This window comes from Sphingobium abikonense NBRC 16140, assembly GCF_001598335.1.
Taxonomy (GTDB): domain Bacteria; phylum Pseudomonadota; class Alphaproteobacteria; order Sphingomonadales; family Sphingomonadaceae; genus Sphingobium; species Sphingobium abikonense.
In genome coordinates, this window is the sequence record NZ_BCYT01000013.1 from 1 (window position 1) to 13,284 (window position 13,284).

The window sequence follows — 13,284 nt, forward strand, 5'->3', positions numbered from 1 at the left end:
AATTGCTGCGGAGCGCGCGTTGGCATGTTGAAGGCAGGGCCTATGATCGGGCGCTCGCCTTGATCTTGGAGGCACATGCCGATCTACCCATGGCCGCGTTCTGGGGACAGGGGCACTCCGCCTCCAGCGACGGACAGTTCTTCCTCGCGACCGAGCGGGGCGAAGCGATGAACATGGTCAACGCCAAATACGGCAATGTCCCAGGCTTGAAAGGATACAGCCATGTCTCTGATCAATACGCGCCGTTTGCTACCCAGGTCATCCCGGCGACCGTCAGCAAAGGCACCCTATATTCTCGACGGGCTGCTCATGAATGACGCAGGCCGCCATGTCCGTCAGCACATTGCCGATACGGGCGAATTTACCGATCACGTCTTCGTCGCCTGCTCGCTTCTCGGCTACAGGTTCGCGCCACGCATCCGCGACCTGCAACAGAAAAGACACTATGCCTTTACCCCCGGTGCGACGCCGGCCAATGTGCGGGGTCTGGTAGGCGGGAAGATCAATGAGCCCCTCATCGAGCGGAACTGGCCCGACATCCTGCGGGTCATGGCCACGATCGCCGCCGACATTGTCGCCCCCAGCCAGATTCTGCGGAAGCTGGCTTCATATCCTCGTCAAAATGAGCTGGCCCTTGCCCTTTGGGAAGTCGGTCTTGTCGAACGGGCGCTGTTCATGATCGACTGGACTCTAGACGCCGGTTTGCAGCGCGAGGCCCAGATCGGCCTCAAAAAAGGTGAAGCCCATCATGCGCTGAAGCGCGCCATCAGCTTCCATCGGCGCGGTGAAATCCGGGACCGATCGGGTGAAGGTCAGCATTATCACATCGCCGGCATGAACTTCCTCGCCGCCATCATCATCTTCTGGAATAAGATTAAGCTCAGCGATGTCGTCACCGGTCGATCCGCTAATGGCGCTACCGTCCCACCCGATCTCCTCGCCCATTTCTCACCGCTGGTTTGGGAGCAAATCAACCTCACCGGCGAATATCGCTGGCCAAAATCCTTAGCGTAGGATTTCGCTCCCTCCCGCAAACGGCCCGTATTTTGCGGAGGACATCGCATGCCAACCGCGGCACTTCACCCGTCGGTAAAGTGCCACGGTCCTCAGTTCTGTGGGTAGCGAGGATCTAGCGAGTTAGTGACCTCACGCTCTAATAGCCGCTGCGCTTCGGTGAAGTGCCACGACTGGTCCAACCGCCTTAGCCGGTCGATAACGGATTCACATTCCGTTCTTATTGTGCTTCAAATGTTCTGATGTTTCAGCCTGATCTTTTTGCCACAGAGGCGACCTCGGAACCGGCCAGCGTTTCGGAACAACCGGTGCTCGACGTGCCTGGTATCCTCGAGCGACTGGCCGACTTTTGCGAGCGCCCCCGGTACAGCTTCATGGTGCTGAATCTGATCGCGCAATTGAGTGCGAAAACTGGCTCGGCCGGTCCGTTCGTCCGAGCGGGCGAGACGCGGATTCCGGTTCGAGACTGGTTATCTGACGCTCTGACCCCGGTCGCCCAGCGCGATCCCCGCCGGCTCGCGATCGCCGGAAAGGTTCGACGCGCGCTGGAGGACGATAATGCGCTACCAGAAGATAGCGCGGCAGCAGGCGCCTTGATCGACGATCTGGTACGCGAGCGCATCCGGATTTCCGGTCGAACTAACGTCAGTCGCGCCGTCTCAGAACTGGTTCGAGCCGGATTAGTCCAAAGGCGATATCAAGGATATCGGGTCGATCATCACAATCGCGGCGCGCAGCGTCAGGTCATGTACGCCATCACTGAGGAAGCGCGCCGTGCCCTGCGCTCCGGGGTGTGACTCGCGTTCCTTGCCTTCTATAGGCAAGCACGATGGCTTTTCATCACCGTTAGATCGTGATGCGAGCGTCCCATGGTGATCGTTCGGCATACGTGCAGGCATCTGAACTAGGGAATCAAAGGGTGGTAATAGCTTCTACGACTGGACTAGCTGTCTGGTTGCGACACATCATTGGGATATGGTAAAGAATGCCATCGCGGATCACGCGTGGCGCTTTGCCGTCCTTGCTGATGAGGTTTCGTGATGGTGCAGATACATCCCCAGGCTCGAACCACGCCTGCTGTAAGGGCGGAAATTGCCCGTTCGACCGAGCCTGCCAGTGTCGTGGCGAAACGCTATGGCATCAGCGATGAGACGGTCCGCAAATGGCGCAAGCGAGGAGAGCAGGCGATCCTGGATCGCCCAAGTCGGCCCCATCGTCTGGCTTGGCGTATGAATGAGGAAGAACGCGCGATCATCTGTGCTGTACGCAGGGCGACAGGCTTTGCCCTGGATGACCTGACCTTCGTGCTCCGGCACTTCCTGCCACACCTCAATCGCGACAGCATCTACAGGGTACTCAAGGCCGAAGGGCTCAATCGACGACCGCCCAAGCCCACGGCGCAGCCGCGTAAAGGACAGGGGCGCTTCCAGGACTATGACCTGGGCTTTGTCCATATCGACGTCAAACATCTGCCCAAGCTGCGCACCGCGGACGGCGAAACTCGCAAGCGTTTCCTTTATGTCGCCATCGATCGCTGCTCACGCTTCGTCCATCTGGCCGTCTACGATGCTGAAAATGCTGCCAACGCCGTCGCCTTCCTCAAGGCCGCCAGAAGGGCTTTCCCCTTCCGCATCACCCATGTGCTGACAGACCGGGGATCCTGTTTTACCGCCGACGATTTCGAACGCGCCTGCGCGAAGATCAAGGTCGTTCACCGCACGACGCGACCCTATACGCCGCAAACCAATGGCATGGTCGAACGCTTCAACGGCCGCATCGCCAGCGAAGTGATGGGCATCAACGTCGCCGGCCATGCTGATCTCGAAATCCTGCTGACCGGCTTCAACCGTGCCTACAATCGGCGACGACAGCGCGTGCTCCACGGCAGTTCGCCATGCCAGAAGGTAGAGGAGCGGATCGGCCTTATGCCCGCGCTCGCCAATCCTCTTTACAAGCCGACGGCACCGGACGATCTTATGACTAAAGTCGACGACGTACTATATTACGCCAATGATGTGTCGCAACCAGACAACTAGCATTACAGTTGCATATTGATTGAAATTCTGAATCAATAGGTCTCCATGGTAGGGAGGCCGTGGATGACGGGCGCATCGATTGAAACGACACTGGAGCTTTGGGCATCGTCGCTGCGGGACGTGAAGGCTCGCATGCGCGTGCTATTCACCCAGGAACGCGTTGCGGCATCGGCCAATCTTTTCCTGGATGGTTTGTTGGGTGAGAAACGGCGCAAAACAGGATGGATGCGTGCAGAGGCGGCCGGAGATCCTGAGCCCTGGCGACAGCAGGCCATTCTGGGTCGCGGGCGCTGGGACGCAGACGGTCTTCAAGACATCGTGCGTGACTATGTCGTAGAGAACCTTGCCCCAGATGACGCTGTTCTGGCCATCGACGAGACCGGCTTCCTTAAGAAGGGCGATGCCACCTGCGGTGTCGCACACCAATATACCGGTTCGGCAGGCAAGACAACAAACTGCCAGATCGGTGTTCGCGACCTATGTTTCGGCTCGGGGTCATGCCTTTGTCGATCGAGCCCTCTACTTGCCCAAGAGCTGGACTGGTGATCGGACAAAGCTTGCCGCCACCCATGTTCCAGAGACTGTGTCCTTTGCCGCCAAGCCCGCCTTGGGTCGAGATGATAAGGCGTGCGCTGGCGGCGGATGTACCCTTTTCATGGGTAGCGGCAGATGCGGTATATGGCCTAGGCGACGTCGAAGGCGCGGTGCGCCAAGCCTGCACGGGCTATTTCCTTGGGGTCAAATCCGATCATTACTTCGGCTCCTGGGCGAAGAACCCGGCGCAGACACTTATGCAAGATTCGTGCCGCCAGCGCATTGATTTAACATAATGTTTATTATCGACTATTGAGCCTGTAAGCGGGTGGATTCTATTTCGAAGTGCGAAATCCTAGGTTTTATAAGGGTTTGATCCCTTTTCCAGGAAGGCACGCAATGAACGGCTATCAGCATCTGGGTTTGGACGAGCGGCGCGACATTTATCGATTGGCAGCAACCGGACGGTCAGCACAGCAAATTGCTGACGCGCTGTGTCGGCATCCTTCGACGATTTATCGAGAGCTCAAGCGCAACCGCCATCTGGATGAGAATCCGCTGTTTCGCGGCTATTTTCCGACTGTCGCACAGACCATGGCGCGCGGGCGTCGAGTTCGTGGCGGGAAGATCGCTCGCCAACCGGAACTCGCCGCTTATATCGCTGATCGCTTGTCGGCCGCCTGGTCGCCAGAACAGATTGCGGGTTACCTGCGGCGTCATCGGGGCAACCGGGAGGCGGTGTGCCACGAGACCATTTACCAATATGTCTATGGACCTGATGGACGCCACCAGAAGCTGTGGCGCCATCTTCCCGTTGCCCGCCGTTCTCGACGGCAGCGCTACGCTCGTAAGCCACGCGGTCTCCATATTCCTGTGGCCAATACGATCGGCGCACGTCCGCAGGAAATTGCGGATCGCAGCAGCTTCGGACATTGGGAAGGCGATCTCCTGATCTTCCGGAGAGAATATGGCAAAGCCAACCTCACCTCGCTGGTCGAACGCTGCAGCCGCTTCACCTTCCTCGCGCGTAATCCGAGCCGACATTCTGCCGGTGTCATGGCCGGGATCGATCGGCATTTGCGCGGCATCCCCCCTTCCCTCCGGCGTAGCATCACCTTTGATCGCGGCACGGAATTTGCGGCTTTTGCGACACTGCGAAACAGGCTCGGCGTCACCAGTTATTTCTGCTTACCGTCCGCGCCCTGGCAGAAAGGCGGCGTGGAAAATTGCAATGGCCGAATACGGCGCTTCCTGCCCTCCAACACCGACATTGCGCTCCTGTCGGACAAAGAGATCCAGGCCGTCGCCGATCGCCTCAACAGCACACCCCGCAAGTGCCTGGGCTATCGCACCCCGCACGAGGTCCTGGGAGAACAGATCGCCCTCCTCAAGGCCGGATAAATTTTGCCATCCGGGGTGGGGCTCGCCCCACCCCGGATGAAATGCTACGCATCACCTCGGGTGTCGCGCTTCAAATGGAAACCGCCAGCGCCGGATAGAAATGTCACCCTCTGCAAAATAGAGATGTCACTGGTGGCATGGTGCTCCCTGGATGCAGGGAGTGCGCGGATGATGGTGGTGTCCATGAGCCATGGCGAGCTTACACGCTTTGATACTCTGCTACGTGTTGAACGCCGGGAGTTGCGGGCCGAGGATGCAGCAACGCTGCTCGGTTTGTCGCGTCGGCAGGTTTATCGATTGCTGATACGGATGCGCGCGGACGGTGCGTCGGGCCTGGTTTCCCGACGTCGTGGACGCCGTAGCAACCGCTGGCTCGGCGACGGAATTCGCGATCATGCGATTGCGTTGGTTCGGGAGCATTACCATGATTTTGGGCCGACGCTGGCTGCCGAGTATCTGGCGGAGCGGCATGATGTGCATATTTCCCGTGAGACGCTGCGCAAGCTGATGATCGAGGCTGGTTTGTGGAAGGACCGTGCGGCGCGTCGTCCGCGCCCCTATCAGCCGCGCTACCGCCGGGACTGCCGCGGCGAACTGGTCCAGATCGATGGCTCGAAGCATTGGTGGTTCGAAGATCGTGGTCCGCAATGCACCCTGCTCGTCTATATTGACGACGCGACCAGTGAACTGATGCATCTTCAGATGGTCGAGAGTGAGAGCACCTTTTCCTACATGGAAGCGACGCGCGAATATATCGAGCGGCATGGCAAGCCGGTGGCCTTCTACTCCGATCAGCACAGCGTCTTCCGTAATTCCCGCGCCAGCGCGGCGCGCGGGGATGGCATGACTCATTTCGGCCGCGCGCTGGACGCGCTGAACATCGAGATCATCTGCGCCAACTCGCCGCAGGCCAAGGGCCGGGTCGAGCGGGCCAACGGCACGTTGCAGGATCGGCTGGTCAAGGCGATGCGGCTGGAGGGCATATCTTCGATCGAAGAAGCGAACGCCTTTCTGCCGGGCTATATGGTCCGCCACAATGCCCGCTTCGCTCGTCCCGCTTTCGATAGTCGCGATCTCCACCGTCCGCTCGCCCTCCATGACGATCTGCGCGCGATCATGGTGTGGCGCGAACAACGGACAGTCACGGCGGCGCTGACACTCCATTACAACAAGGCGATGTTCATCCTGGAACCGACCGAGATCGCCAGGGAGCTGGTGCGCAAGCGAGTGATGGTGTGCGAATATCCTGATGGCCGGCTGGAGATCCAGCATGAAGGCCATGTGTTGCCCTATCGCCAGTTCGACAAGATGCGGCAGGTGAAGCAGCCGGCGATCGTGGAGAACCGCCATCTCGACGCGGCCTTGCTGCTGGCGAAGCAGATCCAGGCGATCGCCCCGCATCACCGGCAGCGCAACAACAATGCTCCTGCCCGTCGTGACCAGCCCACACATCTGTTCCCGGAACCGGAGGTGCCGGCGAAGATCGATGGGCGCCGGTTGGGCGGGGCCAAGCTCAAACGCGGCCCCCGGCTCAGCCAGGCGGAGTTACGGGCGCGCGGCACGCTCGAGTTCGTGAAAGCGCGCTAAGGCCGCGCTGACCGAGCCCGCTGCGTGCGCAGCGGGTCCATGCCCTTCCCCATCTAAGTCGCGCTTCCAGCAGGGTCTGCGCTGCGCTATCTCGAGGGCTCCACGCAGCCCCTGCTGATCGAAAGAGTGTCATTTCTATTTGGCAGAGATTGTGACTTCTCTAAGTAGCAGGAACATTTTATGTACGCGTTGTCAACATGTTATATGGCTTCTTAGCCTTTGCGATTTACACTGCGTTCGCCGAACCCCTGTTTGGGCGGTATCACATCCCCCAGCCATTTCCTCGATCCGAACAGGAAAATCGCTCGGTTGCGGTCAGCTACGGCATTTCGGTAGCATGCTGCGGATCCATCCTTGAATGGCAAGCTCCGTTTTCCAGCGGTGCGGTAATTACCTCGGATGACGGTATTTTTTCGGCGCTGTGAGAAATGCCAGAGGTAGGCACAGCTACCGAAGCTGTCGAAGATCGCTTTATCAACTGTTGATAAGATGCTATCCTCGGGTCAGGAGGTATTTGGATGATCAGCGCGGATCTTGGACAGCAGCTTGAAACGTTCGTGACCAGCTTGGTCGCGAACGGTCGATACAATTCGAAAAGTGAGGTGCTCCGCGAGGGAGTGCGCATGATTCAGGACCGAGAAACCCGCCTTGCAGCGCTCGATGCTTCGATCGCGCGCGGGCTCGCCGACGCTGATACAGGGAACACAACTCCCGCAGAAGCGGTGTTTGATCGCCTTGAAGACAAATATCGCGCCATGGATACCGGCTCTCAATGATCGTCCACCTTTCGGCCGAGGCCGAGCATGACCTTGAGACGATCGGTGATTATATTGCGCAGGACAACCCCGCCCGGGCGATAAGCTTTTTGCGCGAGCTGCGCGAGAAATGCCTGGACCTGTCGAATCATCCTGAACGTTTCCCGCTCGTGCCACGCTTCGAAGGACTGGGCGTGCGGCGCCGCGGGCATGGAAATTATCTGATCTTCTATCGCGTGGAAGCGGACAAGGTCGTCATTGTTCACATCCTGCATGGCGCTCAGGATTACGGAGCGATGCTTTTTCCAGACTGACTATTAACTGCTTCAATGCCCCTCTCTTTTTACCAACTGTCTTTGGACCTGGACCACATCATGAGCCCACCGATGACGACCATCACCAGCGCCGCAGCAGGCATGGCCTGCCGCCGCCCATGAGCTGGTCAGCGCGCCGCGAGGGCTGGAATCCACAGAGTGAAGATGCCCGCGATGACGGGGATGTCTATTACTCTCGCGTCATCCACTCGGCCGCGTTCCGCCGACTGCAAGGCAAGACGCAGATTTTGAATCTCGGCGACAGCGACTTCTACCGGACGCGCCTGACCCACTCGCTAGAAGTCGCGCAGATTGCAGGCGGAATAGCCCGCCAACTCGGCAAGAGCATCCCCGATCACCCCGCCGCCTCGCTCCTGCCCGACCGCGGGACCATCCATTCGATCGGTTGCACCCATGATTTCGGCCATCCTCCCTTCGGCCATGGCGGTGAGATCGCGCTCAACTATTGCATGCGCGATGCAGGCGGGTTCGAGGGGAATGGCCAGACGTTGAGAATATTGGGCCGACTGGAGCATTTCTCCTCCCATGCCGGGGCGAACCTGACGCGCCGGACCATGCTCGGCATCCTGAAATATCCCGTCGCCTTCAGCCGAGTGAGCAATCCGGCGATCATCCCTGCCCTCGTCACCGGCCCGACCACCATCAAGATACTCGACGGCAAGGCGTGCAAGCCCCCCAAGTGCTATCATGATAGCGAGCAGGACGTTGTCGACTGGATTCTTGCGCCGCTGGACAATGAGGATCGCGAAACATTCCAGACGTTCGCGCCCCAGCCCGGCAAGCATGGTCGGTCCATCCACAAATCGCTCGATTGCTCCATCATGGATACGGCCGACGACATCGCTTATGGCGTCCATGATCTGGAAGATGCGATCGCCCTTGACCTCGTCACGCGGGAGCGTTTTGCCGCCGCGCTGCAGGATCGCTGCCCGACTTTTCTCGACGCCCTCAAGGAAAAATATCCGGGCGAGAGCGCCAATGACGTCTTCTCGCAGATGATAGACGGTTTATTCGGCGGCGCTGCCTCGCGCAAGCGCTTCATCGGACGGCTGGTCCACCATTTTCTCACCGCCGTGGAATATGTCGAACTGGACGCCTTTGCCGAGCCATTGCTGCGTTACCGCGTCCGGGTACGGGAAGGCGAGCGTCAGTTCCTCGACGTCCTGCAAAATTTCGTCGTGCGGGAAGTCATCACCAGCCCCGGGGTCCAGCATCTGGAGTTCAAGGGTCAGGGGATGGTCATCGCCGTTTTTGAAGCCATGCAGGCCGACCCGGTCCGGCTTCTCCCCCGCGAAGAGCTTTTGAAGTTTGAGGCAGCGGGCGGCGACCTGCGCATCATCTGCGATTATGTTGCAGCGATGACCGACACGCATCTGCTCAAAACATATGAGCGGTTGTTTTCCCCACGCTTGGGTTCGGTGTTCGACCGTCTCTGACAGGAGCGGTGTGCCTCGCTCCGTCCGCTTATTTGCACGCGCCGGGGATGCGTCATGGCGATGTCACAGGAGGCAGGCTACCTGCGCCACATGAATATCGGTTCATATTTCCGCCTCGAAGGCGTCCTCGTCGCAGGTGCGGTCAATCCCTATGTCCAAGCGCGCAATGGTGCGCTTTGGGAGGTCGGCCTTCTTAAAAATGTCGTTCATCTTCTTCAATCGAACGTGGTGGTCGAAGGCATCAGGACGGGCGCGGAAGCGATCGCGGTCAACTGGATTGAAGCGAACGGGCCGTTTCAATGAACCCTTTCCTCACCCGCCATGTAGCGGTATCGCTCGGTGTCGCCGAAGCGTCCGCCTAACCTCGGCGGTGATCGTGTAGACCGCTTCTCGCTGCGCACCGCGATTGGGATGATCGACGCGGTAGCCCTGATAATGCCGCCGCAGCAGGCCGGCCTTCACCAGATCCGAAACCGCCCGGCTCACACTGGTTCGACCGGAACGGATGATGCGCTCCTGAATCTGCGCCTCACATGCGCGCTCCAGCTCGGCTGGATCAGCGCCATCCTGCGCCATGCCTAGCACCTCTCCCCGCACGGCTTCCACCATGGCGATGCGCCGGCAATCGCGTTTCGCCAGCGGAGCCAAGGCCTGGCAGAGCCAATCGCGAACAGGCACCCTCCCCTCCTCGGTCCTCACATAAGGCCCGAGGCTTCCATTGGGTCCGGCTTCTCGTGCGATGAGTTCCAGTACCAGCAGCGCATAGCGCGGTCGGCGCGTGACGGCCGCAATACGATCGACCAGTTCCGGCTGCGTTGCGCTCGCTGGCGCGAGCGTCGGCCGTACAGGCTTCTTCGCAGACGGCAGAGGTTGCTCGAAACGGTCGGCCTGATAGAACATATCAGGAATCTAGCAGATGATGAGTCGCTGTGAATCCCCTTTTCTGCGCCGGTGCCAGATAAAACCCATGTGTCACTTTGCCCGGCTACGCCCCGTGTTCTGGGGCAATTCCCCTCTTCCGGTCGGCCATCTTCCAGCTTATGCCCTTGCGCATCATCAACGGGAGAATGCCCAATGAACAACACCGATCTCGCCGAAGCCCTGGCTGCCGACCAGGGCCTCACCAAGGCCGATGCCCGCAAATATGTCGACGCCGTTTTCAGCTCGATCGCCAATGCGGCTGCCAAGGGGCAGGAGGTGTCGCTGAACGGCTTCGGCAAGTTCAAGGTGAGTGCGACGTGAAAGTCGTCTAAATAATTGTTTGCGCATGAATAATCTCATGGATCAAACCTGATGTTCCGTCATCAGTAGCCTACCGGCACATGCGGGACTGGTAACGGTCCGGTATGAAGCTGCTGGGACAATGTAGCCGGGCCTTCGGGCCGTGCCGATGCCGTGAGGTGGCGGTATCTTCTGCAAGCATCAGAGCGGATGGGGCGCTAGGCTGGGTGGTATGACTAATTGAAGTGAACTGCTGATAAACGTCGTGAAATTTGACAAGCCAAAGATGCTGATAGGCTTGAACCAAAAGGTGCGCGGTCGGATGTCTCTCTTTACTTTGGAGACACACGGACAAGATAGACCGCCGGCGAATAGGCAGGGTCTAACCCACCCCCGTTATTTAGATGAAACACGGTAAGCCCGTATCTCCGCCCGGCAGTGGGCAGGCCAACCGCAAGGAAAGCTGTCGGTGGTGCGGGTAAAGGATGTCGGAGAAAGCGAAGGCCGGGCTGTAATGGTCTGGACAGGGGTTGCGGCTTGCCAACATCACCCCGCCTGAAAAGGAGCAGACTTCCGACGGGTCTCTCATCGCGAGAAAATATGCAGAACCCTCAAAGGAGGACAGGCAAATGACGGTCATAGCGACTGGTGCGGCCTCCCGCGAAACGGCGGACTGGAGCCAGATTGACTGGTCCTCGGTGCGTCGAACCGTGCGACGGCTGCAAATGCGTATCGCGAAGGCAGTTCGGGAAGGTCGCTGGGGTAAGGTGCAAGCCTTACAGCGGCTGCTGACCCATTCGTTCAGCGGCAAGGCTCTTGCCGTAAAACGAGTTACCGAAAATCGAGGTAAGAGGACGCCCGGAGTCGACCGGATCATCTGGGACACGCCGGGCAAATGCGTCAGAGGAGTATTGTCGCTCAGACGGCGGGGCTATCGGCCACTACCGCTGAGGCGGGTGTATATCCCGAAGGCAAATAGCAAAAAGCTGCGTCCGCTTGGTATTCCGACGATGAAAGACAGGGCCATGCAGGCACTTCACCTGCTTGCGCTACTGCCTGTCGCGGAAACCACGGCAGACCCTAACTCATACGGCTTCCGTCCCTTTCGCGCCGCGCGTGATGCGGCTCGCCAGTGCTTCATTGCACTGCGGGGACGGGGGACGGCGGGATGGGTTCTGGACGCTGACATTGCTGGCTGCTTCGACGAAATCAGCAAGGACTGGCTCACCGCCAACATCTCCATGGACAGGGCGGTGCTCCGGAAGTGGCTGGACTCCGGTTATATGCAGGACGGCGAATGGCACGCAACTCGAGCGGGAACTCCGCAAGGCGGAATAATCTCGCCAACACTTGCCAACATGGCCTTGGACGGAATGGAAACGATGTTAAAGGCTCATTACGGCCCCAAACATCGAAACATACGCACCAAGGTCAATATGATACGTTACGCCGATGACTTTGTCATTACTGGTGCATCGAGAGAAGTGCTGGAGGAGGCAAGGACTTTGGTAGAGGAATTTCTATCTGCACGGGGTCTATCCCTGTCTGAAGAAAAGACTCGCCTCGTGCGGGTCGAGGAAGGCTTCGACTTCCTCGGCTGGAACGTGCGCAGATATGATGGGCACACCCACATCAAACCCGCCAAGAAGAACGTGGCGGCGTTCATGCGCAAAATCCGAACGATTATCAAATCCGCCGCCAGCATAAGGCAGGAGCATCTGATATGGCGACTCAACCCTGTCATACGGGGTTGGACCAATTATCATCACAACCAGGTGGCGAAGGAAACCTTCCGAAAGGTCGATCACCTCATCTGGAAGTGTCTCTGGCAGTGGGCCTGTCGTAGGCACCCGAACAAACCGCGTCGTTGGGTGAAGGGGCGTTACTTCATTCGGGAAGGCACGCGCGACTGGGTGTTCCGCGCAGGCGTGAAGGACGACGGAGGAAACGTCACGTTCACACGGTTGCTGAATGCAGCCGACGTTCCCATCCGTCGCCATTGCAAAATCCGGGCTGCTGCCAATCCGTTTGATCCGGTCTGGGACGGTTACTTCGCCGCAAGGCGCAGCCGACCCACGGATCTACCGGCAGACCTCGGATGACCCGCATCCGCCCCTTGATCGAGGGGACTGGTGGCTCTGGTCACACAGGGCTTCGTGGAGGCTTGAGCTGCATGCAGGGAAACTTGCACGTGCAGTTCTAAGGGGGGAGCGGTCCGGTAACGGGTCGCTCCTACCCGACAGGACAGCCCGGCCCGCGAAGGCCGCAATCCTTCGACCGGTGCGACGATCCAGATCGCTGCGTCGAAGAAGCTGACCTTCACGCCTGGCAAGGCGCTCAAGGACCAAGTGAACGGGTAAGCCGTGAAGGGCCGCCGAACGACGGTTCAACGGCCCTTCCCATCACAAAATTGCATGTCACTTTTTCAACGCAGGTAAAGTGACACATGGGTCACTCAAGGCCAGACGTCGATCGCACTGATCAGAAGAAGTGCCACTCCAGCATCATGGCATCGACCAGAGCCCAGTCGATCTCCCCAAGCTCGAATTTCGTTCGATCAAAAATCCCGCCCGGATCGCCCGGCACGGAAATGTGACCCGGGGCATTAAGGTAGCGATTGACGAACTCCAGCTCGGTTTTCACCACTGCCTTGCGCCCTTCCAGGCACATATCCACCACGTAGCGTAACGCCGGCTCTTCGGCTCTGTCGATGACGCTCCTCAATTCCGGTGCATCGAGCTCGTCAGCGATGACGCGCGCATATTGGTTCGCGCCATGCTCAAGAATGAGGATGCGCTCGAGCGTCTCCTCCATGGTTTCGGGCCGATCATGCTCTGCGCCGATGAGCTGGGCGACTTCCGACCTGTTCTTTCGCGCATACCCGGCGGCAGTTGATCATCGAGCGCCGGCACCTTGTCTTCCACGAGCGCCACCGTACCCAAAGGCTGCGCGCATTGCGGGAGGC

General features: G+C 59.1%; 11 protein-coding genes and 4 pseudogenes. 13 read left to right on the forward strand and 2 right to left on the reverse strand.

Going from position 1 to position 13,284, the window contains the following annotated elements; translation table 11 throughout:
- From SAB01S_RS13325 to SAB01S_RS13370, 10 genes and pseudogenes are all read left to right on the forward strand, one after another.
- Positions 1 to 1,014 (forward strand): annotated as a pseudogene (locus SAB01S_RS13325) (Tn3 family transposase); the annotation flags it as partial.
- A gap of 242 nt (positions 1,015 to 1,256) precedes the next feature.
- The gene (locus tag SAB01S_RS13330; RefSeq protein ID WP_008832040.1) at positions 1,257 to 1,811 is read left to right on the forward strand and encodes a hypothetical protein; all 555 of its coding nucleotides are present in this window, start codon (positions 1,257 to 1,259) and stop codon (positions 1,809 to 1,811) included.
- 243 nt (positions 1,812 to 2,054) lie between these two features.
- On the forward strand, positions 2,055 to 3,050 hold the full coding sequence (locus tag SAB01S_RS13335) for an IS481 family transposase (protein WP_037520950.1): 996 nt from the start codon (positions 2,055 to 2,057) through the stop codon (positions 3,048 to 3,050).
- Between the two features lie 45 nt (positions 3,051 to 3,095).
- Positions 3,096 to 3,829, forward strand: a pseudogene (locus tag SAB01S_RS13340) (IS701 family transposase); the annotation flags it as partial.
- A 154-nt stretch (positions 3,830 to 3,983) separates the two neighbouring features.
- Positions 3,984 to 4,985, forward strand: a complete 1,002-nt coding sequence (locus SAB01S_RS13345; protein WP_061934287.1) for an IS30 family transposase — start codon at positions 3,984 to 3,986, stop codon at positions 4,983 to 4,985.
- 168 nt (positions 4,986 to 5,153) lie between these two features.
- Entirely contained in the window at positions 5,154 to 6,572 is a 1,419-nt protein-coding gene (locus SAB01S_RS13350) for an ISNCY family transposase (protein ID WP_061939481.1), read from the forward strand.
- 518 nt (positions 6,573 to 7,090) lie between these two features.
- Complete coding sequence (locus SAB01S_RS13355; protein ID WP_061939483.1) at positions 7,091 to 7,348, forward strand: type II toxin-antitoxin system ParD family antitoxin; 258 nt, start codon at positions 7,091 to 7,093, stop codon at positions 7,346 to 7,348.
- Complete coding sequence (locus tag SAB01S_RS13360; protein ID WP_061939485.1) at positions 7,345 to 7,641, forward strand: type II toxin-antitoxin system RelE/ParE family toxin; 297 nt, start codon at positions 7,345 to 7,347, stop codon at positions 7,639 to 7,641. The genes SAB01S_RS13355 and SAB01S_RS13360 overlap by 4 nt, the downstream gene beginning before the upstream one ends.
- A 119-nt stretch (positions 7,642 to 7,760) precedes the next feature.
- Positions 7,761 to 9,098, forward strand: a complete 1,338-nt coding sequence (locus tag SAB01S_RS13365) for an anti-phage deoxyguanosine triphosphatase (RefSeq protein ID WP_061939487.1) — start codon at positions 7,761 to 7,763, stop codon at positions 9,096 to 9,098.
- A gap of 54 nt (positions 9,099 to 9,152) precedes the next feature.
- Positions 9,153 to 9,401, forward strand: a complete 249-nt coding sequence (locus SAB01S_RS13370; protein ID WP_062733589.1) for a DUF5818 domain-containing protein — start codon at positions 9,153 to 9,155, stop codon at positions 9,399 to 9,401.
- 9 nt (positions 9,402 to 9,410) lie between these two features.
- Here the strand turns inward: SAB01S_RS13370 and SAB01S_RS13375 are convergent, their stop codons facing one another.
- Positions 9,411 to 9,998, reverse strand: a complete 588-nt coding sequence (locus SAB01S_RS13375; protein ID WP_061939491.1) for a hypothetical protein — start codon at positions 9,996 to 9,998, stop codon at positions 9,411 to 9,413.
- A 174-nt stretch (positions 9,999 to 10,172) separates the two neighbouring features.
- Here SAB01S_RS13375 and SAB01S_RS13380 point away from each other — a divergent pair.
- The 3 genes and pseudogenes from SAB01S_RS13380 to SAB01S_RS18145 form a co-directional block, all read left to right on the forward strand.
- Positions 10,173 to 10,328 (forward strand): annotated as a pseudogene (locus SAB01S_RS13380) (HU family DNA-binding protein); the annotation flags it as partial.
- Positions 10,329 to 10,948: 620 nt separating this feature from the next.
- Entirely contained in the window at positions 10,949 to 12,421 is a 1,473-nt protein-coding gene (gene ltrA, locus SAB01S_RS13385; RefSeq protein WP_061939493.1) for a group II intron reverse transcriptase/maturase, read from the forward strand.
- Between the two features lie 138 nt (positions 12,422 to 12,559).
- Positions 12,560 to 12,679 (forward strand): annotated as a pseudogene (locus SAB01S_RS18145) (HU family DNA-binding protein); the annotation flags it as partial.
- 121 nt (positions 12,680 to 12,800) lie between these two features.
- On the opposite strand, the gene SAB01S_RS13390 reads toward SAB01S_RS18145, so the two are convergent.
- Positions 12,801 to 13,133 carry a hypothetical protein gene (locus SAB01S_RS13390; RefSeq protein WP_061939495.1) on the reverse strand — a complete coding sequence of 111 codons (333 nt, stop codon included), beginning with the start codon at positions 13,131 to 13,133 and terminating at the stop codon, positions 12,801 to 12,803.
- Positions 13,134 to 13,284: the final 151 nt, after the last annotated feature.